The organism is Amycolatopsis sp. NPDC047767 (assembly GCF_040704195.1).
Classification (GTDB): Bacteria; Actinomycetota; Actinomycetes; order Mycobacteriales; family Pseudonocardiaceae; genus Amycolatopsis.
Genome location: NZ_JBEYSJ010000010.1, coordinates 277,652 through 297,130 on the forward strand (window position 1 = coordinate 277,652; position 19,479 = coordinate 297,130).

General features: G+C 67.8%; 21 protein-coding genes and 1 tRNA gene. 8 read left to right on the forward strand and 14 right to left on the reverse strand.

What is annotated here, in order from left to right:
- Window positions 1-431: 431 nt before the first annotated feature.
- Together AB0878_RS20905 and AB0878_RS20910 are read right to left on the reverse strand one after the other, a co-directional pair.
- Window positions 432-1,436, reverse strand: a complete 1,005-nt coding sequence (locus AB0878_RS20905; protein WP_366581896.1) for a TerC/Alx family metal homeostasis membrane protein — start codon at window positions 1,434-1,436, stop codon at window positions 432-434.
- Between the two features lie 334 nt (window positions 1,437-1,770).
- Entirely contained in the window at window positions 1,771-2,643 is an 873-nt protein-coding gene (locus AB0878_RS20910; protein WP_366581897.1) for an NAD(P)H-binding protein, read from the reverse strand.
- Between the two features lie 129 nt (window positions 2,644-2,772).
- Here AB0878_RS20910 and AB0878_RS20915 point away from each other — a divergent pair, with 129 nt between their 5' ends.
- Window positions 2,773-3,699: an AraC family transcriptional regulator gene (locus AB0878_RS20915; RefSeq protein ID WP_366581898.1), complete on the forward strand. Its 927-nt coding sequence runs from the start codon at window positions 2,773-2,775 to the stop codon at window positions 3,697-3,699.
- Here the strand turns inward: AB0878_RS20915 and AB0878_RS20920 are convergent.
- The 3 genes from AB0878_RS20920 to AB0878_RS20930 all read right to left on the reverse strand — a co-directional run bounded on the left by AB0878_RS20920 (window position 3,675) and on the right by AB0878_RS20930 (window position 6,612).
- Window positions 3,675-4,676 carry an RNA polymerase subunit sigma-70 gene (locus AB0878_RS20920; RefSeq protein ID WP_366581899.1) on the reverse strand — a complete coding sequence of 334 codons (1,002 nt, stop codon included), beginning with the start codon at window positions 4,674-4,676 and terminating at the stop codon, window positions 3,675-3,677. The genes AB0878_RS20915 and AB0878_RS20920 overlap by 25 nt on opposite strands.
- A 5-nt stretch (window positions 4,677-4,681) precedes the next feature.
- Window positions 4,682-5,242 carry a dihydrofolate reductase family protein gene (locus AB0878_RS20925; protein ID WP_366581900.1) on the reverse strand — a complete coding sequence of 187 codons (561 nt, stop codon included), beginning with the start codon at window positions 5,240-5,242 and terminating at the stop codon, window positions 4,682-4,684.
- A gap of 488 nt (window positions 5,243-5,730) precedes the next feature.
- Window positions 5,731-6,612: an SDR family oxidoreductase gene (locus tag AB0878_RS20930; RefSeq protein ID WP_366581901.1), complete on the reverse strand. Its 882-nt coding sequence runs from the start codon at window positions 6,610-6,612 to the stop codon at window positions 5,731-5,733.
- A gap of 108 nt (window positions 6,613-6,720) precedes the next feature.
- Between AB0878_RS20930 and AB0878_RS20935 the strand changes: the two genes are divergently transcribed.
- Window positions 6,721-7,317, forward strand: a complete 597-nt coding sequence (locus AB0878_RS20935; RefSeq protein WP_366581928.1) for a helix-turn-helix domain-containing protein — start codon at window positions 6,721-6,723, stop codon at window positions 7,315-7,317.
- A 1,165-nt stretch (window positions 7,318-8,482) separates the two neighbouring features.
- Window positions 8,483-8,566, forward strand: a tRNA-Leu gene (locus tag AB0878_RS20940).
- Here the strand turns inward: AB0878_RS20940 and AB0878_RS20945 are convergent.
- Genes AB0878_RS20945 through AB0878_RS20975 form a run of 7 tightly spaced genes read right to left on the reverse strand, consistent with a single transcriptional unit; the run spans window position 8,548 to window position 14,083 of the window.
- Complete coding sequence (locus AB0878_RS20945) at window positions 8,548-10,299, reverse strand: recombinase family protein (protein ID WP_366581902.1); 1,752 nt, start codon at window positions 10,297-10,299, stop codon at window positions 8,548-8,550. The genes AB0878_RS20940 and AB0878_RS20945 overlap by 19 nt on opposite strands.
- Window positions 10,289-10,453 carry a hypothetical protein gene (locus AB0878_RS20950; protein ID WP_366581903.1) on the reverse strand — a complete coding sequence of 55 codons (165 nt, stop codon included), beginning with the start codon at window positions 10,451-10,453 and terminating at the stop codon, window positions 10,289-10,291. Before AB0878_RS20950 ends, AB0878_RS20945 begins: the two co-directional genes overlap by 11 nt.
- A complete protein-coding gene (locus AB0878_RS20955) occupies window positions 10,450-12,573 on the reverse strand; it encodes a cell division protein FtsK (protein WP_366581904.1) in 2,124 nt (707 codons plus the stop codon). Before AB0878_RS20955 ends, AB0878_RS20950 begins: the two co-directional genes overlap by 4 nt.
- Window positions 12,566-13,258 (reverse strand): hypothetical protein, encoded by a 693-nt coding sequence (locus AB0878_RS20960; RefSeq protein WP_366581905.1) that lies wholly within the window; start codon window positions 13,256-13,258, stop codon window positions 12,566-12,568. Before AB0878_RS20960 ends, AB0878_RS20955 begins: the two co-directional genes overlap by 8 nt.
- Complete coding sequence (locus tag AB0878_RS20965) at window positions 13,255-13,584, reverse strand: hypothetical protein (protein WP_366581906.1); 330 nt, start codon at window positions 13,582-13,584, stop codon at window positions 13,255-13,257. Before AB0878_RS20965 ends, AB0878_RS20960 begins: the two co-directional genes overlap by 4 nt.
- Window positions 13,581-13,907 carry a WhiB family transcriptional regulator gene (locus tag AB0878_RS20970; protein ID WP_366581907.1) on the reverse strand — a complete coding sequence of 109 codons (327 nt, stop codon included), beginning with the start codon at window positions 13,905-13,907 and terminating at the stop codon, window positions 13,581-13,583. Before AB0878_RS20970 ends, AB0878_RS20965 begins: the two co-directional genes overlap by 4 nt.
- Complete coding sequence (locus AB0878_RS20975) at window positions 13,889-14,083, reverse strand: helix-turn-helix domain-containing protein (protein WP_204089415.1); 195 nt, start codon at window positions 14,081-14,083, stop codon at window positions 13,889-13,891. Before AB0878_RS20975 ends, AB0878_RS20970 begins: the two co-directional genes overlap by 19 nt.
- A gap of 155 nt (window positions 14,084-14,238) precedes the next feature.
- Here AB0878_RS20975 and AB0878_RS20980 point away from each other — a divergent pair, with 155 nt between their 5' ends.
- From AB0878_RS20980 to AB0878_RS20990, 3 genes are all read left to right on the forward strand, one after another.
- The gene (locus AB0878_RS20980; RefSeq protein ID WP_184778382.1) at window positions 14,239-14,619 is read left to right on the forward strand and encodes a helix-turn-helix transcriptional regulator; all 381 of its coding nucleotides are present in this window, start codon (window positions 14,239-14,241) and stop codon (window positions 14,617-14,619) included.
- Between the two features lie 111 nt (window positions 14,620-14,730).
- On the forward strand, window positions 14,731-16,290 hold the full coding sequence (locus tag AB0878_RS20985; RefSeq protein ID WP_366581908.1) for a transcriptional regulator: 1,560 nt from the start codon (window positions 14,731-14,733) through the stop codon (window positions 16,288-16,290).
- Entirely contained in the window at window positions 16,287-16,637 is a 351-nt protein-coding gene (locus AB0878_RS20990; RefSeq protein ID WP_366581909.1) for a cupin domain-containing protein, read from the forward strand. Before AB0878_RS20985 ends, AB0878_RS20990 begins: the two co-directional genes overlap by 4 nt.
- Here the strand turns inward: AB0878_RS20990 and AB0878_RS20995 are convergent.
- Both AB0878_RS20995 and AB0878_RS21000 read right to left on the reverse strand, forming a co-directional pair.
- Window positions 16,626-18,095: a helix-turn-helix transcriptional regulator gene (locus AB0878_RS20995; RefSeq protein ID WP_366581910.1), complete on the reverse strand. Its 1,470-nt coding sequence runs from the start codon at window positions 18,093-18,095 to the stop codon at window positions 16,626-16,628. The two genes, AB0878_RS20990 and AB0878_RS20995, sit on opposite strands and share 12 nt — an antisense overlap.
- 44 nt (window positions 18,096-18,139) lie before the next feature.
- Window positions 18,140-18,421, reverse strand: coding sequence for a hypothetical protein (locus AB0878_RS21000; RefSeq protein ID WP_366581911.1), 282 nt, complete (start codon window positions 18,419-18,421; stop codon window positions 18,140-18,142).
- A gap of 278 nt (window positions 18,422-18,699) precedes the next feature.
- Here AB0878_RS21000 and AB0878_RS21005 point away from each other — a divergent pair, with 278 nt between their 5' ends.
- Window positions 18,700-18,939, forward strand: coding sequence for a hypothetical protein (locus tag AB0878_RS21005; RefSeq protein ID WP_366581912.1), 240 nt, complete (start codon window positions 18,700-18,702; stop codon window positions 18,937-18,939).
- Window positions 18,936-19,334: a helix-turn-helix transcriptional regulator gene (locus AB0878_RS21010; protein WP_366581913.1), complete on the forward strand. Its 399-nt coding sequence runs from the start codon at window positions 18,936-18,938 to the stop codon at window positions 19,332-19,334. Before AB0878_RS21005 ends, AB0878_RS21010 begins: the two co-directional genes overlap by 4 nt.
- The last annotated feature ends 145 nt before the right edge of the window (window positions 19,335-19,479 follow it).

Consider the following 19,479-nt stretch of genomic DNA (forward strand, 5'->3'; position numbering starts at 1 on the left):
GAAGCAGACACCGACATCGCCCCGTACGATCTCTACCGCTGTTATGCGGAGATGCTCGCACACGTACAAACATGGGAACCGCTCCGCATGTTAGTCGACCGCGCACTGATCAGCCCCGACGAAGACATTCGCGAAGTGGGCGGCATATTCATGAGGCTCTACGGTCCGCTACTGGACGAGGGGACGTCGCCGGCCTGACGCGAGCTCGACCTCGACTGGGTCCTCATGGTTGACGGCGTGATGCCGCTACAACGCACCGTCGGCACGCCCGCTGCCCTCTGCCCGCTGCTTCGCCGCGTGGATCGCCGGGTTCAGGAGCCTGGGCCGCGTGGTGGGGTCAATGCCGCACAGGTGATCACCAGTGCGGCGAGGATGAGCAGGGTGAGGAAGAATTCGAGCAGGGCGTTGACGAGTAGTTCGGTTGCCATGGCTCAGTCCCGTCGGTGGTCAGCGGGCTCGGGTGTGCGGCGGGGCAGGAGGCTGGTGGTGGTGACCGTGGCCAGGACGAGCACGATGACCGCCAGCGAGATCGGGGTGGGGATCTGCGGCACGGCGGGCCAGACACCGTGGGCCCAGTGCAGCACGAGTTTCACCCCGATGAACGCGAGGATGACGGCCAGGCCGTGGTTGAGGTGGCGGAGTTTCGCCAGCGCGGTGTGCAGCACGAAGTACAGGGCGCGCAAGCCGAGCAGCGCGAAGGCGTTGGTGGCGAAGACCAGGTAGGGGTCTTCGGTGATGCCGTAGACCGCGGGCACCGAGTCGATCGCGAACACGACGTCGGTGGTGAACACCGCCACCACCACGACCACCAGCGGGGTGAACACCCGCCGCCCGTGCTCGCGCACGGTCAACCGGGCTCCCTGGTAGTCGTCGGTGATCGGGATGAACCTGCGCAGCAGCCGCACGGACCGCATCCGTGCGGGGTCCGGCTCGGCATCGGCGTCGGTGAGTGCCTGGTGCAGGATCTTCACCGCCGAGAGGAACAGGACCAGCCCGAACACGAGGAACGCCCAGGTTCCCGCCGCCAGCAGTGCGGCGCCGGCCGCGATGAACGCCCCGCGCAGCACGAGTGCGCCGACGATGCCGTAGAGCAAAACCCGCTGCTGCAACGCCGGCGGAACCGCGAACGCGGCCAGCAGCAGCATGAACACGAACAGGTTGTCCACCGACAAGGACTTCTCGACGACGAAGCCGGTCAGGAACTCCACCGCCTGGCCGCTCCCGTACGCGACCCACAGCCAGCCCCCGAACACCACCGGCAGCGCCAGGTAGAACACCGACCAGCCGACGGCCTCGCGCATCGACACCTCGTGCGGACGCCGCGTCACCATGAAGTCGGCGACCAGAAGCACAACCAGGACCGCGATGCTGATCAACCACAGCCAAAGCGACCCGACGGACTCCGTCGGAGCCGCCACAACAACTTCCGCGGGCACAGGACCTCCTCGAACGAGCGCACGCCGGCGCGGGTTCGAGGTCTCCTTCACCCTGTGCCGCCGACACCCCCGTGTCACCGACCTGGGCGGGCTCCCGAGGACATCACCGGGATGTCCGTATTGACCGGGCAGCCCCTGCGGAAGTACTCCCCTCACGGTCAGTATGGCTTCGCCGTTCGAGAAAGTAAAGAATCATTAAAGGTGTAGCGGTGGCCGCGGGACGGGGTCGACGCGTTCGCACGTCGTCGGCAACACACCACAGCGAATTTCTCCTGCCACGACACGCCCGGCAAGCCCGCGTTGATCGCGCGCCTGCCGGGCACACCTGTGCCGGTCAGGCGATGGACGTCGAGGGCGCAGGAGACGTCGACGTGAAGATCTCCCGCGCGTACTCATCCAGAGAGCGCGGAGCGTGGCCGGTCAGCCGCTGCACATCGTCGGTGACGGCGTCGAACAAGTCGGCGCGCACGAAGACGAACAGATCCATCATGTGGTCGACCCACGCGTTCGGGCGTCCCGAGCGGGCGAAATGCGCCCGGTGCGTCTCGAGGTCGGCGTCGATGTGGCGGATGGTCCGCCGCGACGCGCTGGACAGCGTGTCGGCCACCTCCGCGAACGTCAGGGTTTCGGGGCCGGTGAGGTCGTAACTGTGGCCGTGGTGGCCGTCGGTCGTCAGGGCCGCGACGGCCGCGTCGGCGACGTCGCGGGTGTCGACGAAGCCGGCGCGGTGGCTTCCGCTTCCGGCGTAGAGCTCGTTGTCGTCGCGGATCGCCCTGGCGTACACCGCGTCGTCCTCGTCGAAATTCTGCATGAGCCAGTTGGGGCGCAGGATGGTCCAGTTCCGGCCCGACTCCCGCACCACCTGTTCGACTCGCGCCCGCGGAGCGGCCGCGGGTGCTTTGTCGACCCCGAAAGCGGACATGAGGACCACGTGGTCCGCCTGCGGGGCGGCGGCGATGAGCCGTGCGAACAACGAGGCCGCGTCGTCGAGCACGTCGAGTCCTTTGAGGAACAGGGCGTCGGCGCCGGCGACCGAATCCGCCCACGTGGACTCGTCGGCCCAGTCGAACAGGACCGGGGTGACGTTCTCTGTGGGTGCACCCGGATGCCGGGTCGCCGCCCGCACCGAAACGCCCGCTGCGGCGAGCGCAGCCGCAACGCGCTTGCCCGCCTTACCTGTGGCGCCTTCTACCCATACCGTCTTCATGGTCATCTCCAGTTCGCGGTCAATGAACTCTGGCGCCAGGTTATGGCGAGTCAAAGAGACGGAAAATGGTTGATCGTCGCCATTGTTTGTCTCAGCGTCTCGCGGACGTGGACACGTAGACTGCTCGGCATGGACGTGCTGGCCGACATCCTGACGGCGATGCGAGCGGGCCGGCCGGTCGCCGCTCTCACCGAGGTCCACGCGCCGTGGGGACTGCGCTTCGACCAGGTCCTCGGTGCCGCGTTCCACGTTGTGCTGCAAGGCAGTTGTCAGCTGGTTTCGCTGGACGGGGCCGCGTTCGCCGAGGTTCAGCTGGGGCCCGGTGATGTGGTGCTGCTCGGCCGGGGTACTCCGCACGCGATCGTCTCCACACCGGGTGTGGACCTCACTCCGTTCGCGCCGGTCCGTGACACGCCGGGCGGATCGTTCGGGCGGTTCGCGCTGCCCGGGTCCGGGGCTCGGTCGACGATCGTGTGCGGCGCGTACAAGCTGGTGCGCCGCCGTCCTCATCCGCTGCTGCGGGATCTGCCGGAGGTTGTCCACCTGCCCGCCGCGCCCGGACGTGATCCGGGTCTGCGGGCGATGGTGGACCTGCTCGGCGCCGAGCTGCACGAGGCGCCGCCCGGGGCCGCGGCCGTGGCACCGTCGCTTGTGGACGCTCTGCTGGTGTATCTGCTCCGCGCGTGGATGTCCGGCTCCGAAGACACCGCAACGAGCTGGTCGGCCGCGTTGACCGACGAGGTGACGTCCCGGGTGCTGGCGGCCATGCACGCCGAGCCCGGCCGAGCGTGGACGGTGGAGCAGCTCGCCGGGGTCGCCGGGCTTTCGCGCGCGGCGTTCGCCCGGCGGTTCGCCTCCGTGGTGGGCGAACCGCCGTTGACGTACCTCACGCGCTGGCGGATGGCCACCGCAGCTCGGCTGTTGCGCACCACCGACAAGACGCTGGCGCAAGTCGCGGCCGCCACCGGATACAGCTCTCCGTTCGCCTTCGCCAAGGCCTTCCGGCGGGAGCACGCGACCACCCCCGGCGGTTACCGCGCCGACGCTGCCGGATGACTGCTGTCCCGTGCGGCGTGACTGTTCTCGTGCGGTAACTGCACCCGGTCGGGGTCGTCGGGAAAGCCCGACGCGCCGACCAGGTCCGGGTCGAGGAAGGTCGTGATCGAAGCCAGGTGCGTGGTGTCCGTGGTCAGCACGGCCAGCCCGAAGGGCCGGAATGGCGCGTCGGCCCGCTCCCGGTGGTAGGCCACGGCGGCCGGCTGGTCGTTCGCGACGGTCGGGAACATCCGGTACAGCCCGGGCGCCGTGAGCACGTGCTCGGCCAGGAACGGAACGCACGAGCGTTTCCCGGACAGGGACAACCCGGACGGGATCACCTCTAGGGTCGCGTCGTCGCGCAGCAGGCGGGTCAGGGCCGCGACGTCGGCGGTTTCGAAGGCGGCGATGTAGGAGTTCAGGACGTCGCGCGCCGCGGGGGTGTCCGGCTCGGCGAAGTTCTCCGGCGCCGGCGTCAGTTCGTCGAGCCGGGCGCGTGCGCGTTGGAGGGCACTCTTGACCGCGGGCACGCTCGTGTCCAGCACCTGGGCGATCTCGGTGGCCGGCATGGCCAGCACTTCGCGCAACAGGAACGCCGCGCGCTGCCGCGGCGGCAGGTACTGCGCGCTGGCGACCAGGGCGAGCCGCAGCATCCTGCGTCGTTCGGCCACGTGGGCCGGGTCGCCGAGCCACGGCGTGACCCAGAGGACCTCGGCCGCGGCCAGCGGGACGTCCGGATCTTCACCCGGGGAGCCGAGTCCGGCCGGCAGCACCCGGCGGCCCCGCCCTTGCAACGCCGTGAGGCAAACGTTCGTGGCGATCCGGTACAGCCAGGTGCGCACTGACGCGCGTTCCTCGAAGGAGGCCCGGTTGCGCCACGCTCGCAGGTAGGTCTCCTGCGCCAGGTCCTCGGCCTCGTGCGCCGAACCCGTCATCCGGTAGCACAACGCGACCAGCTCCGGCCGGTACTCCTCGAGACCGTCCCATGTCTCCGGCATGTCCGTCATCCTCGTCGTGGCCGGTAGCGCAAGGAAACCAGCCCCGGATCGGCGCCCGGGCCCGCGCTGAGCACCTCCCAGCTGCTCGGCGCGTCGCCGGGGTGGGAAAACGAGGCGCCGCCGGGGACGGTCACGGGCACGACGGTCACCGCCAGCTCGTCGACCAGCCCGGCCGCGGCGAGCGTATGACCGAACCGGCCGTGGCCGTAGACGATCAAGTCCCCGCCCGGCTCCCGCTTCATCGCGGCGACGGTGCCGGCGACTTCGGTGTCGAGCACGGTGGTGTTGGTCCAGTGTGGGTCTCGCAGGGTCGAGGAGAACACGTACTTCGGCATGGCGTTGAGGTGGGCGGCGTAGTCGCCGGGGGTGTCCGGCCACTGCCGGGAGAAGATGTCGTAGGTCCGCCGGCCCATCAGCATCGCCGAGCAGCCGCGCAGCGCCGCCAGCGAAGCCGCCGCGCTGCCCGGGCCGAAGTAGGGCCCGGCCCACGCCAAGGGTTCGCTGATCACGCCGTTGAGCGACACCAGGGTGCTGAGCACCAGGCGCCGCGAAGAGTGCGTCGTCATGGGTGGTTGGACTCGGCCGGGTCTGGAAAGGAATCGGTCCGGCCCCGATTCCTTCGAGGATCCCGCTGGTCTGACCCGCCATGAAACTTGCCTACTGGCGCGACCCACTCAGCGGCCTCTTGCACCGTGGAGTCTGCGGCCGCCGGATGCAGCGCAAGCACGAGCGACCGTCGACTCGGCGACTACGCCGGAAAACGACCAGCGCGGATCGAGACTGAGCTCGATCCGCGCTTATGGAGTTACGGTGATTGTCCGAGGACGATCTTGCACGCTGTCTACACACCTGCAATTCCCCGTTGACCTGCAGCTACCGTGACAACGACCGTCATGCCCAGGAGCGTGCGGACCCAGCCGGGAAGGTCGCCGGACATCGGACAGCAGTTGGCGGTGACGGAGTTCCAGCAGTGCTTTCCTGGCACACCTGAGGGGCAAGTCGTGGCGCTGGTGCGGAGGGGCGCCAGCCCCTCGGCTCCTCCGGTTGCGGGTCGTCAGGCGAAGTAATGCCCCTCTTCGATGTCGTCGATGAGGCCGGGGTGCGTCGGTGTCCACCCGAGCAGTTGCCGGGTGATCGTGCTCGACGCGGGCATGTCGGTGCCCAGGAGTGCTCCGAGGGGCATGCCGAATTCCTCTGCGGGGCGGGACTGCGCGGGCACGCCGACTCCTCGCGCGATCGCCTCGGCGATGTCGCGGAAGGCGACTCCCTCATCGCCCACGGCGTGCAGGACCGATCCTGCGGGCGCCTTCTCGATCGCGAGCCGGTACAGGGTCGCTGCGTCCCTGACGTGCACGGCGGGCCAGCGGTTCATCCCGTCGCCCACATACGCGGAGAAGCCGGTTGTCCTTGCCCGGGCGGTGAGCTGGGGGATGAAGCCGTGCTGCTCGCCCTTGCCATGTGCGGATCGCGGGATCATGACAAGGCTCGCGCGGACTCCGCGATCGGCGGCGGCGAGGGCGGCCTGCATGTTCTTGATGCGCGCGGCGATGGGCCCCTCTGGCACCAGTTCGTCGTGCTCGGTGGCGGCTCGACCCGGCACGGTGATGGTCGCGCCGGTGACGAGCAGCGGCTTGTCGGTGCCCTCGAGCGCGCTCGTGAACGTGTCGATGGCGGCGGCATCGGCCGGGGCGCCGCCGATCTGCCCGAGTTCGTGGGCGTAGGCGAGGTGGATGACGCCGTCACTCTCTTCCGCCGCATCTCGGAGGATGCCCAGGTCGTCGAGGCCGCCACGGCGGGCTTCGGCGCCCAGCTGCTCGATCACGGCAGCGGCGGTGTCGGAACGGGCGAGGCCGACGACCTCGTGGCCGGCGCCGATGAGTTCGGGGACGACTGAGGATCCGATCCAGCCGGAGGCGCCGGTGACGAAGATGCGCATGTGATGCTCCCTGCAAGTGATGCGACTGTGTCGCATCGAAGCTAGTTGATGCGACACAGTCGCGTCAATGGCGTGATGCGATGCTGTCGCATCGTCTATCGTGTGAGCATGAGCCGATGGGCGCCGGATGCGCGTGAGCGACTGGAGGATGCCGCGCTCGAGCTGTTCTCAGCTCAGGGGTACGAGAACACGACGGTGGCGCAGATCGCCGAGCGCGCGGGCCTGAATCGCGCGACGTTCTTCCGGCACTTCGCCGACAAGCGCGAGATCCTCTTCGGCCGAGAGGACGAGCTCGCCATCCTGTTCTCCGACGCGATCCGCTCCGCACCGGCGGAAGCCGACGTGCCCACCTGTCTCCTGGCCGCCTTGCACGCAGCGGACGCGAGGATGACAGCCGACCAGCGCCCCAGGGCCATCGCGCGGCGCCGGATTGCCGACGCGAACATGGACGTGCAAGAACGCGGGTTGCTGAAGATCGCACGGACCACGACCGCGGCGGCCGACGCGCTCGCAGACCGCGGCGTCGACGAGCTGACCGCGCGCCTCGCCGCCGAGATGCTGATCCTGGCCTTCAGTGCAGGCCTCCGCGAATGGATCAACACCAGCGACCCTGCAGACCCGTTCTCGTCCCACGCCGCGACCGCCCTCGAAGCGATCCGCGACCGCGCCGGACTGCTCCGAGACCCGACGTCCGCGAAAACGTGAACCTGCTCCTGGATCCAGCCTGAGACCAGTTAGGAGCACTCTGGTTCCCGCGACTTCCGAACGAGAAGCCCGGAACCTCTTACCTGCCTGGGCTATCCGCCCCGCAGTCTCGAAGGCGGCGGTGGGCCGGCCACGCCGACCAGATCGCCAACGACGGGTCGCTCGGCTCCGGGAAGTACCGGGCCGGCATCCACGCCACGGAACTGCGCCCGAACGTCAACCGCGGAACCTGCGTCGCCGTCGGTGTCACGGACGCCGCGTTCGAGCTGATCCGCACCTTCAAAACACCGTTCGAAGATGGGATCGACCAGGTATCACCAGTCGTCGCGCACGCGGTGGAGCCCGTAGCCGAAGACGGCAGAGAGCCCGCCGCTGCCGAGCAGCTTCGATCGATCACCTTGCCGACGTCGCCCAGTCTCGCGTGGCGAGCCGCGGGTGCGTACGCCGGAGGTGCTCTGGCGGCTCGCCGACCACAACGCCTCCGAATACGACGGTCGCCCCCCAGCCGGCTCGCCTGCAGCCTGGCCGAGCACAGCGTCCGCTGTGCCAAGTCGCACGGCTTGATGGTCATCCGTGGCGACGACGTCACTCAGGCGCTCACCGCCCGCGACGCTGAGTAACACAGGGGAGTGGGAACTTTCGGGGAGAGTCAGGCAGTTGTGGGGGAGGTCCCGGCAGTTGATGACCCCTGATCTGACCTGCTCAAACGTTGCGATGGATGACGACGCTGGCGGATCGCGGGTGCAGCTAGAAGGGCGCCAACCGAGTCGATGCGACCCTGGCAGGCCGTTCCCCTTCCCTCGCAACAACGGCTACTCCCGGTTAGTGGAGACCTTTGACGCCCACACCGGGATCGAATCGCTCCACCCGGCACGCTGCCCTCGCCCGGGAGCCTTCGCCGGGAGGTCTCAAACCGAAGATGCCTTCCGGAAGTCCCCATCGCCGAGTAGATCATCTTCGATACCCACCCCGGACGTCAGCATCACCCGGTGCACGAGCCAGCTGAGCCGCCCACAGGCTCTCTAAAAGGTGCACTGACCTGGCAATACGCTAAACCGCCACCGTCGTGGGCAAAACACATGATCATCCCATCCGCCCCTTGAACATCAGGTGACACCCCCCTGAAAACAGCGCTCCAGGGGTCGTATACTCTCTTCATCAGCAAGTCCGAGTGGCGGAATGGCAGACGCGCTAGCTTGAGGTGCTAGTGCCCTTAACGGGCGTGGGGGTTCAAGTCCCCCCTCGGACACACACGTTACCCACACGGGGAGAGGCGGTCACCACGACCGCCTCTTTTTTGTTGTCGTAGACCACTTGCAGGCCCAGGTCTCGGTAGACCTGCATGATCCGGTCCGGGTTACGCGAGTTGAGGTGCCTCTCGACGTCGCCGAGTTGGTCGAGCATCGCGTAGACCTCCGCCGTGTCGAGCGTCTGTGCTTCGGGCAGGTGCTGAAGCTCTTCCTTCGCGGCTTGTCGCTCGGCCTGAGCGATGTTCATCGCGTCGACCAGCGCCGCCGGGTCCACTCCGGCTTCGATCGCCGCCTGATGCCTGCGCAGCCGTGCTTCCGCGTCCTTAAGCCGTTTCTCGACGGCGTCCCGGCCCGTGCCTGGCTGGCCGCCCTGCGCTCCGACCAGCGCGGCCACCGTCTCGTCTCGGTTGGCCGGGTCGAAGACCTGACACAGCCAATCGTTGATCGGCGGAGTCACGACGTCCTCTCGCAGATTCACCGTCTTCGGGTGGTCGGCGAGCGCCGCAGAGCCCGGCGCCAGTGTCCGCGCGATGCACCGGTAGTACACGCCTTTGCGAATCGCCGCGCCCTGCATCTTCCGCGTACAGATCTCGCAGCGCACCAACCCTTTCAGCAAGTAGGTGTGTTTGGTGGCGCACCGATCCCGGTCAAGCTTCGCAATGCCACGCATCCCGCCGGCCGCACGGGACCGGCGCACCAGCTGTGCCTGCGTGAACGTCTCCACCGAGACGATCTCCGGGTGGGCGGGCCGGCGCGATCGAACGACGCGTTCCGGCTCCGCGCGGCGGAATCGCACGACATGGCCCGCGCTCACATCGTCTGGGTTCAGCAAAGTTTCGTGCTTGGTCCAGCGGCCGAAGATCGCGTACCCGGTGTAGCGCGGATTCTCCAGAATGGATCGGACGGTGCTGCCCTGCCAGCCATCCGCGAGCCGGTGTCGGTTCTGGTCGCGTCGACGTTCAGAAGGGCAGGGCACCCCGTCCTCATTCAACCCCTTCGCGATCGCGCGGTCGCCCACACCTTCCAGGTACTCGGCGAAGATCCGCTGCACAACGTCGGCCGCTTCGTCGTCGATCGCCAGTATTCGCAACCGGAACCCCTCGGCCGCCTTCCGCGGGTTCGGGTGCGGCCCGCCGTCGACCACGACGTATCCGTACGGCGCCCGACCGCCCTGGTGCCGTCCTTCGTTCACAACCTGGGCGTCCATCGCCGCGCGGACACGAGCCTGGACGTGCTGCCGCTCCGACTCGCTCATCCCACCGAGCACGCTCATGAGCATTTTGTGAGAGGGGTTCCGTGCGTCGAACTTCCCGCCGAGTTCAGGCACCCACAAGTCCACCCCGTAAGCAGCGAACCGGGGCGCGATCAGCGAGAACTGGTTGCCGAACCAACATCGGGTGCCCTCGCCGACCACTACGGCATTCCACGTCCGCCGTGGGTTCTTCAGCTCGGCCAGCAGCCGCGCGGCTTCGGTCCGCCGGTCCCACGGCACCGAACGTGACTGCCCGATGTCGAAGAACTCGGCCACGACCCGGCCGCCGAGTGGTTCGACGAACTTTCGCGCGTTCCCGAACTGCCAGCCGCGGGAAGTCTCGGGGTCTTGGTTGTCCTCGGTAGAGCACCGGCCGTAGACGGCCAGCTCTCCGATCCCGTCGTCGACCGGGTCGGCAACTTCGAGACCCAAGATGTCGTCCAGCGTCGACCACGGGTCATTGCTGATTTCAGCCGTCACGGTCCACCTCCTCCGCCGGTCCGTCCAGTACCGGCACCTCGGTAAGCTCGATCAGGATGGCCAGCAAGCCGCGCGCGACAGCAGGCGTCAGGTTTGGCAATCCCACAGGTAGAATAACTCGGATCGGTCGATGCTCGGAGTGATCGGTACTCATGGCTGATCTTCTTCGACGTCCGGTTCGTCGCCGCTGGTCGCTCGGCTGACTGCGTCCCTGATTTCAGCTGTCAGATACCCGCGCACCTGACGAATCTCGCCGTCTTCGCTGGTCACCCGGTCCCGGGTCGGCCGACATCCGAGGTCGGTCATTTCCTGGGCGAACGTCCGCCGGTCCATCTCCAGCGCGTCGAGCAGTTCGGCCGTCGGTACGAAGTCCCGGCCGTCCTCGCTGAGATCGTCGCCCAGGTAGTCGACGATCGACGCGAGCAGCGCGGGTAGCTCAACCGCGTCGACCGGCTGACCTGCACTGATTGCCTTGACTGCCGCGGCGTGGTCGAGCACCGGCATGGTGTCCTGCCCGGCTGCGTGCCCGGTCAGGGTCCCGGCCGCTTCGCGCAGCGCACGGCCTTGCTCGCAGATGGTTCGCCAGTCCTCGTTCGGCATGTAATAGGTCCGGACCGTTATGGCCAGCACGTCGGCGCCGGCCGCGGTGTCGCCGTCCGGCCGCAGGATGCCGACGCCCTTGTGCGAGGGCAGTAGCCGCGACGAGTCGAATCCTCGCGTGTTCATCTGCTCGCCGAGCACGATGTTCGAGTCGCGCCAGTCCATCACCCGCAAGGCGAACCTGGAGCCGAGCACCGCGCGCAGCCCTGACGGGATCGTCTTCGAATCCGGCCGCTGCGTCGCGAGCACGAGCACGATCCCCGCGGCCGGCCCCTTCTTCGCCAGCCACGTCAGCAGCTCACCGACATACTCACCCGCGGAAAGCTTCTTTCCCTGCACGTCAACGGGTGTGCGGTCCTCCAAGGGAACCTGGACCTCATCGATGAAGATCGCTGTGATCGGCATGTTCAACGCCTTGTCCCGGGACATCTCCGGCGTGACCTTCGACTCCGGGCAGGTGAGGTCGTCCAGGTCGCGCATCCGCCGGAATCGCGTCTGAACCTCGCCGACCAGCTCGATCAGCCAATCCACCAAGGCCAGTACGTGTTCGGGTTCGTCGCCCGACATGAACCGGTGCGCCACCAAACCGGCCGCGTCCCAGTCCTTCCCAGCTTTGAAGTCCGCGACGTACAGCCGGACCCACGCGTCCAGGATGAGCCCGGCAGCGGCGAGCCGAGCGGAAAACGTCTTGCCCTGCCGCGGAATCGCGCCGACGAGCAGTGACGTCCACACCAGCGGAACGTCGATCCGCCGATCCCGCGCGTCCCGTCCGAACGGAATCGGCCGCCACGCGTCCCACTGCGTCACGCCGAGCAGCGGCGTCCGCAACGGCGGTGATGCGTACGGGTCTTCGTCGGCCACCCACATCGCTACTCGACCGGCGTGCCCGCCGTTGCCGCGCACCCGCTCGACGATCAGCTGGACTTCATCGACGGCGAGCGCCGATGCGAGTGCGTCCCGGTTCTTCACGACGTCGGCCGCCTTGCGCGTTGCAGGAAGGTCGACGGTGACTGCCCAGCCGTCACCGACGCGCGTCGCGCGCTCGACGAGCCGCAACGTCTCGTCCTTGCCGATCAGCTTCGCGTCCCGGAACGCGTCCACCAAAACCTGTGGGTCCATCGTCCACGTGAGCGTCCGTGGTCCGGCGAGTGCTGGCTTACGCCCGGGACTGCCGTCCTTCCTGCGCCCGAGAACGGCGAGTGCCACCGACGCAGCTACCCCGCCGATCCACAGTGGATCGTCCCCATACACCAGATCGACAGCGGCCACCGCAAAGGCGACAACAACCGTGACGGCACCGCTGACCTTCCACCGGAACAACGTCAGCGCTCGGATTTCGATGAACTTGTCTGCCAGCTTCTCCGACTCCTCGGCGGCCGTCCGATAATCCCGGACCGTCACCCACCCGCGCCACCACCGCGCACCAACGACGACACCGCGTACAACCGCACCGAGGAACCGCAACGGCGACAGCACCAGCCACACCACCGCATCCTTGAGCGCCTGCACCGCCTGTGGCCTGTTCTTTAGCCACAACGGCACCCGCGGCGAGTGCAACCACCACAACGCGAATCGGTTCCGACGTCGCTCACGCCGACGCGGCTGAGGCAACGTGTCGTCGACCAGCTCGCCGTCGAGCACGGGATCGGCCTTGACCGGCAATGAGTCAGCCATTGGCCACCTCCGCGCGCAGCGCCCGCGCAAGCCGCGGTGACAGCCCGCGCGAACAGCCGGTCGCCCGCCGCACCCACGCCGGCGTGATCTCGACGTCCGGCGTCCAGCTCTCCCGGGCGATCGCGAGGTAGTCGGCGAACAACACGCGTCGGCCGGCTTCCTCCTGCTGAACGGGGCGCCGTTCAGCAGCCACGAGCACGGCGTCGGTGAGCTTGTCGCGCAGATCGGTGATCGCTTCGACCGCGACGAACACGACCAGCGGCGGCACCGAGTGCAGCACGATCGACGCGGGCTCGCCGGCCGCGAACGGCGTCCAAGTGTTCATGGTGTACGTGGCCGCAAGGGTGAACCACTTCGCCCGCCGCACCCACGGACCCGTCCGGACCTGATATCGCGCGGTCACTTGCTCCGCGCGCAGGATCGCGAGCAGGACCAATGAAACCGTCGGGTCAAGCACCCACGCGGCCAGCCACGACAGCGAGCCCGGCCGGGTTCCGGCGGACGCGAAGCCCTGGACGTTGGTCATCGTGAACGCCAGTCCGAGCACGATCCCGGTCCAGCACATCCAATCGACCTGCCGCCTGACCCGCTCGATCCGCAGCGCGACGACGTCCGGATCTGTCTGGTAGGCGCGCACCTCCGCGGCTTCGGCCGCGTCCTGCGCGAGCCGTTGAGCACGGTTCATCGCCGACCGCCCCGCTTCCGCGTGTCGACGGTGGTCACGGTCATGGCCCGGGTCAGCGCGTAGGACGCGAACAGCGCCGGCAGGGCAAGCACGGCGACCAGCAGCCACGGGCTGCCCGGGTGCGCGATCACCACCCACTGGACGGCGACGATCAAGCCGGCGTTGAATAGCACCCGCCCGACCAGCGACACGAGCCGTGCCCCGCTCCGTGCGGCTTCGGCGGCAGCCTTCGCCCGGCGGGCACCGGCCCGCCAGACCCAAAACAGCACGAGCAGCACGCCGACGCCGGCGAGGATCTGCGTGGGTGTCACGGTCAGTCCGTTCATCGCTCACCCCGATCGATCCGCTCGCCGCGCCGCAGCCAGTGCGGGTGCAGCGCGCGCCGGTCGTCGTCGGTCATCGCGCCCCAGACGCCGACCGTCTCGGCGCCGGCCGTCCGAAGCTCCAGTTCAAGACACTCGTCCTGGACCGGGCAGCCACCGCACAAGCGCTTGGCGAACTCCTGATCATCGCGAGCGTCGGGTGGCCGGCCCGCCGCCGGGTTCATGCAGGCTCCATCGCTGGTCACGATGGTGGTCAGGACATCGGTGGGCACCCATCGCAAGCGATCCAGCCGCCACGCGATGCCGATCAGCTGGAGGTCGTCCATGCCGCACCTCCGTCCTGAAGCGCCTTGGCCAGCTCGGCGGAGGAGACCCGCAGGCCGGTCCGGCATCGGGTGGCGCGCAGGGCGCCGGTCCGGATCGCCCGGCTGACCGTGTTGCGGGAGACACCGAGAATCCACGCGGACTCGGGAATGGTGTGAAAGGTCGTTTTGGTGTTCATGAGAGAACCATTCTGTTGATTTCAAGACTATGTTGTTTATTTCAGCTGTTATGCGGACGTGTTTGTCCGCGCGCCGCGGCAACACGCACCCGCGGCGCTAATGAACGGTTGAAAAGCCGCTAATCTCGGCGCTGAGGCGGAGCGCGGAGGAATACGTGACGGAGGACTGGGCGGCGGTGGCGAAGGCGATCGACATGCGCGTGCGGGAACTGGGCTGGCGGCAACGCGAGCTGGCCGAGCGGTCGCACGTGTCGCAAGCGACCGTGCGCGAGCTTCAGCATCATGTCGTCGAGCGGCGCCGCAGTGCCCGGACGCTCGAAGCGCTGTCGACGACGCTGGGCTGGCACCCGCGGCATCTGCTGGCCGTGCTGCAGAACCGCACGCCGCCGCACCCGGACGAGCCGGCCGACGACGGCAACGAGCTCGCGTCCCGATTGGACGCGCTTGAACAGCGGCTGGCCGAGATCACAGACCGGCTCGAAGATGTTCAAACGAGCCTGGCAACCGTGGTCGAGCACATCCGGCCGAAGCGTTAGCGAGGTCTTTTCCATGCCTTCAATTCAAGGCTGGAACGGCCTCGCAACCCATGCACAAGCACCGCAGCATCACCGCACAACCACCGCAGATCACCGACATTCGGGAGCGCAATGAATCCGGCCGGGGGATGGACGGGACGCACGGCGACGGCATTGCAGTCGGCATTGCGGCTGAGTCAAGAGCGCTTCGCCGAACGCCTGGGAATCAGCGCGCGCACGGTGGGGTCGTGGCACAAGAAACCGGATCTTCGACCGCAGTCAGACATGCAACAGGTCTTGGACACGGCGTTGGCGCAGGCGTCGGACGCCGAGCGCGACCGGTTCGGCGCGTTGACCCGCGACGCGCCGGCCAGCGCCTCGACGGCCACACCGAGCGAGGCTGACGAACGCCTGGACGCCGACCCTCACATCGGCGCCGCACTGGAGTGGCTCGACCGTCACGCGCACTGGACGCCGGGCGCCGCGCGTCGCGCCGTCGCCGATCGCCTCGCCGGTATCGACGTCCAAGAGCTTCAAGACCGTGGGACGCGGCGTGGTTGGGTCAGCCAACGCGACCTCGCGGCCGCGCTGACCGCCTACTACGGCAGCCGGCTCGACGACCACGGCCTGTACACCGCGCAATGTGGTGATCTCGCCATGAACACTAGCGTTCTGACCTGCGCAGACTGGCTCGACCTGGATTGCGAGCTTCGTCCGCCGTATGACCGGCTCCGGGTGCCGAGCGCACAGCCGGAAGCCGACCTCGACCTGGACGACCGCGCCGCCGACCGCGCTGTTCAGCGACTCGCCGAGACGCTGTCCATGAACACCCGGCTCACGGACAGCCCGATCTACCGGCTCACGAGCACGGACATCCGTGAACACCAGCTTCGCGGCACGTTCGGCGTGTCCCAGTTCGTGCACTACGCGCTGACGGCCGACCTTCTCGAAGGTGAACTGGTCGACGCGGTGGCCGCGGGCTCGACGACCATGCCGCTTAGGGACCGTTACCTGCCGGACCTCCGCTCGGTGCTCGACGTCGGCGAGCGGCTCTGTGCGGGCGGCGTCCTCGCGCTGACAGCGATCGCCCGGCCTGCCGACCTGTACCGCGGAGACGCCGACTACTTGCTGCTGGTCCAAGAACGGTCCGGCAACGTGCTGAACGCCGCGCGTCGGCTCGCGGTGATCCCGAAGGGCTTCCATCAGCCGCTGACCGATCTCCGCCGCGACGCGCAGGTGGGCATGACACTCCGCCGCGAGATGGAAGAAGAGCTGTTCGGCCGGCCCGACATCGACAACACCCTGGGCGACATGCTGGCGGCCGACCCGCTGCACTCAACCAAACTCACGGAGCCGATGAGCTGGCTCATGGCGCAGCCCGGCCGGCTGCGGATGGAGTGCACGGGGTTCGGCCTGAACCTCGTCAGCGGAAACTACGAGTTCGCCAGCCTGATCGTCATCGACGACGAAGAGTTTTGGGCACGCTACGGGGGAGTGGTCGAAGCAAACTGGGAATCCGCAACTCTTCGTCAGTATTCGACTACCGACGACGAGCTCGTCACCGAGTTGCTGGGTGATGTAGCGTGGAGCAACGAAGGATTGTTCGCCATGTCGCAAGGGCTCAGGCGGCTTGCGGAAATCGGCGGAGAGCGCGTGAAACTACCTGTGATCGAATGGGAGATCAGCCAGTGACTGACGGTTGGACCGCCGGCAACGCCAACGAAGACGCGGCGGACACGCGCGGTTGGCTGGTCGGTCACTTCATCGATCCGTCACAGGGCGTTCGCTCGTCCAAAGACGTGGAAGTCAAGTGGGCCAACCATCCTGTGGGAGACAAGCGTCCCGAGTGGACCTCAGACGACCAGCGAACCACGCTGGTGATGCTCGTCTCAGGCGAGTTTCGCGTCGAGGTCACCGGCGGCAGCAAGGTCATGAACCGCCCGGGCGATTACCTCATGTGGGGCCCGGGAATCGACCATTCCTGGGAAGCATTGGCGGATTCGGTTGTCTTGACCGTCCGCTGGCCGTCAGCGACCTAATTCGACCGCGGGAATCCTCACCCGCTCACCGCCGATATCGGAGAGTCGACGCAGGCCCTGGAGAAATGCGAACAATCCCTCATTACTCCAGGTTTCGTCACCGATCAGTTCGGTGATCAGGTCTCCGTCGAGCGTCGAGTACTGCCGCAGCCCGGCGGCCTCCCAGTTCGCTTCGACGTCACCGCCGAACCGTGGCCAGAAATCCTCATCTTCGATCACGACCAGGCTGGCGAACTCGTAGTTCCCGCTGACCAGGTTGAACCCGAACCCAGTGCACTCCATCCGCAACCGGCCGGGCTGTTCGGTCAACCAGCGCATCGGCGCCGAGAGCCGGGACGGGTGCATGGGATCGGCGGCCCGCTGGACGCCGGTTGTCCGGTCGACGTCACCCCGGCCGAACAGCTCTTCTTCCAGCTCGCGGCGCAGCGTGGCGCCGATCCTCGCGTCGGCGCGTTGATCGGCGAGCGGCCCGTGGAAGCTCTTCGGGATGACGGCCAGCCTGCGAGCCGCGTTCACCACGTGCCGTGAACGCTCCTGCACCAACAGGAGGTAGTCCGCTTCACCGCGGAACGGATCGGCGGGCCGTGCGATCGCCGTCAACGCGAGCACGCCACCAGCGCAAAGCCGTCCCGGAAGGTCGAGCACGGCCTGAAGATCCGGCAGGTACCGGTCCCGGAGCGGCATCCGACCTGGTTGTACCGCGCGGCTGTCGTATAGCTCCCGTTCGAGAAGATCCATGCTCAGGGCGTACTCGACGAACGGCACCACCTGGACGTCGCCGCCGACCATTTCCGGTCGGATTTGCACGTCCGTGAGCCGATACAGCGGCACGTCCGCGATGCGCACGTCGTCGGCCGCGGCTTCGGCCAGCCGCCGAACCGCCCCAACTTCGTCGACCGGCTTACGTGCCGCATCCTCGTTGGCAGACAACACAATCCGGTCGTTCTCGGCCGTCAACGAGCAAGCAAGGTCCAGCCAGTCCGGCCGGGTCAGGACACTGGTCGCGACCTCAACCTGTCCGCAGCGCGCGGTATACAGCACATGCCCGGGAACCGAGTCGCTGTAATAGCTCGCCAAGGCAGCTGCAACACGACTCCGACCAGCCGGCGCGTCGAAATGCGGCTTCACCGGCGCGGCGGTTGCCACGCGTCCGCGTGCAGTACCGGGAGACCACCCAGCGTGCCGATCCAGCCAGCCGAACGCAGGCTCAAGCGCCGAGCCAAGCTCCGCCGTTCCATCCAGCGTCCGCAGGCCGATCAGCTCGCGCAGCTCGTCCGCGGTGCGGCCGAGAACCTTGGCCAGCTTCGGCCACTGGTACGGCAGGGGCGCGTAGTCGCCGGCTTCCCACCGGATGACCGTCGAGCGGTCGACGCCCATCACCTCGGCAAGGTTCTCCTGAGTCAGCCCGGCCACCTTACGCGCTGAAACAAGCTCCTCGCGTCGACGGATGCTGACCACTCGACCACCTCACCCCGGTTGACGTGATCACAGCGTAGCAGCCGTCATTGCAGGTAATGGCCCTGACTGCGGCATCCCCGCCACGAAACATCAACGTTTCCGCTCTGGGTCATGCCCGCCTCTCCGGTTTGGATGATTTCAACAGATCCAAAGACCAGGGGGCGGATGTGACCAGCGGCGAACACGGCTCGCGCTTGTACGTAACCTGGCACCGCTGCGTGGCCGACAACCTGGACCACGCCGTCACTGACGACGCTGTGGCCGATGGCATCGCGCGCCACGAAGGCCGCTACCGCACGCTCTGCGGCCGCGATGTGCTGTTCCACTCCTGCCTGATGCCTCCCGGTCGGCCGTGCGCTACCTGCAAGTCGCTGGTCTGGCTCCGTACGGCCACGCCGTCGCCGGAACCCGCGTCCCATCGCAAGCCGTCGTGCTGGCGTCGGGTCTTCGGCCGTCTCCAGACTCCGGCCGCCCTGCTGCCGCGCCCGCCTCAACGCGCGCGGCTCATTCCCGAGCAGGACAGCCGGACCACTACGTCGGCGGGAACGGGCAGCACCCCGAGCGCGCCCGCTCCCGCCGACCACCATCGCCGGCGGCCGACCCGATGACCGTCTACATCGCGCGCCCGCTGCCCGGCACGGTCGGCGAATCCCGCCGCGTCGTCCATGTCTTCCCGCTCTCAGCAGAGGGCCTGGCGCCTGAACGGCTGACTGCGTATTGCGGCGCAACGTTCGGCCGCGGCGAGCTTGAGTTGTTGGAACGCCCGGTCGGGATGCCGTGCGTGACCTGCCTCCGCCTCGCACCCACCCCGGGCGACGCCGCCCGGCAGGCGATCGAGCGATGACGCCGAGCCCGCCGCTCGCGCCGGCGTTTCAACGCGAGCTGGACCCGCTGCTGCTCCTGCCGGTCCGGCTGTTCGTCATGTGCCAGCTGGTAGATATGCGCTGGCACAGGGCCGTCGTGATCGGGACCGCTCTGGGTGTGGATGGGCGGAGTCTCGCGCCACACCTGGTGACCCTGCGCGCCGCCGGATACGTGGAGACCCGGTTCGAGAGAGCTAGCCTGGTGCTCCGTTTGACGCCGCTCGGACTCGACCGGCTGACCGAGCACGTGACGGCAGTCCGGTCAGTCGCGAACACAGCCGCTGAACTCGTCACTGCCCGGCGCGCTCCGCCGATCCGGTGCGCTGTGACGGGTGTGGCCCGATGCGCTGAACCGTCCGAAGACGGCTGCTCGTGACGGTTGTGACGGGACCCCAACCGAGCTGTCACAGCCGTCACGCAGGCGTTCTCGCAGGTCAACCCGCATTTGTCGCTGTCACAGGCCGTGTGACGGCCGTGACGGCTAACTCGGACTGCGATAGCCGAGATTGCACGGGACGGGA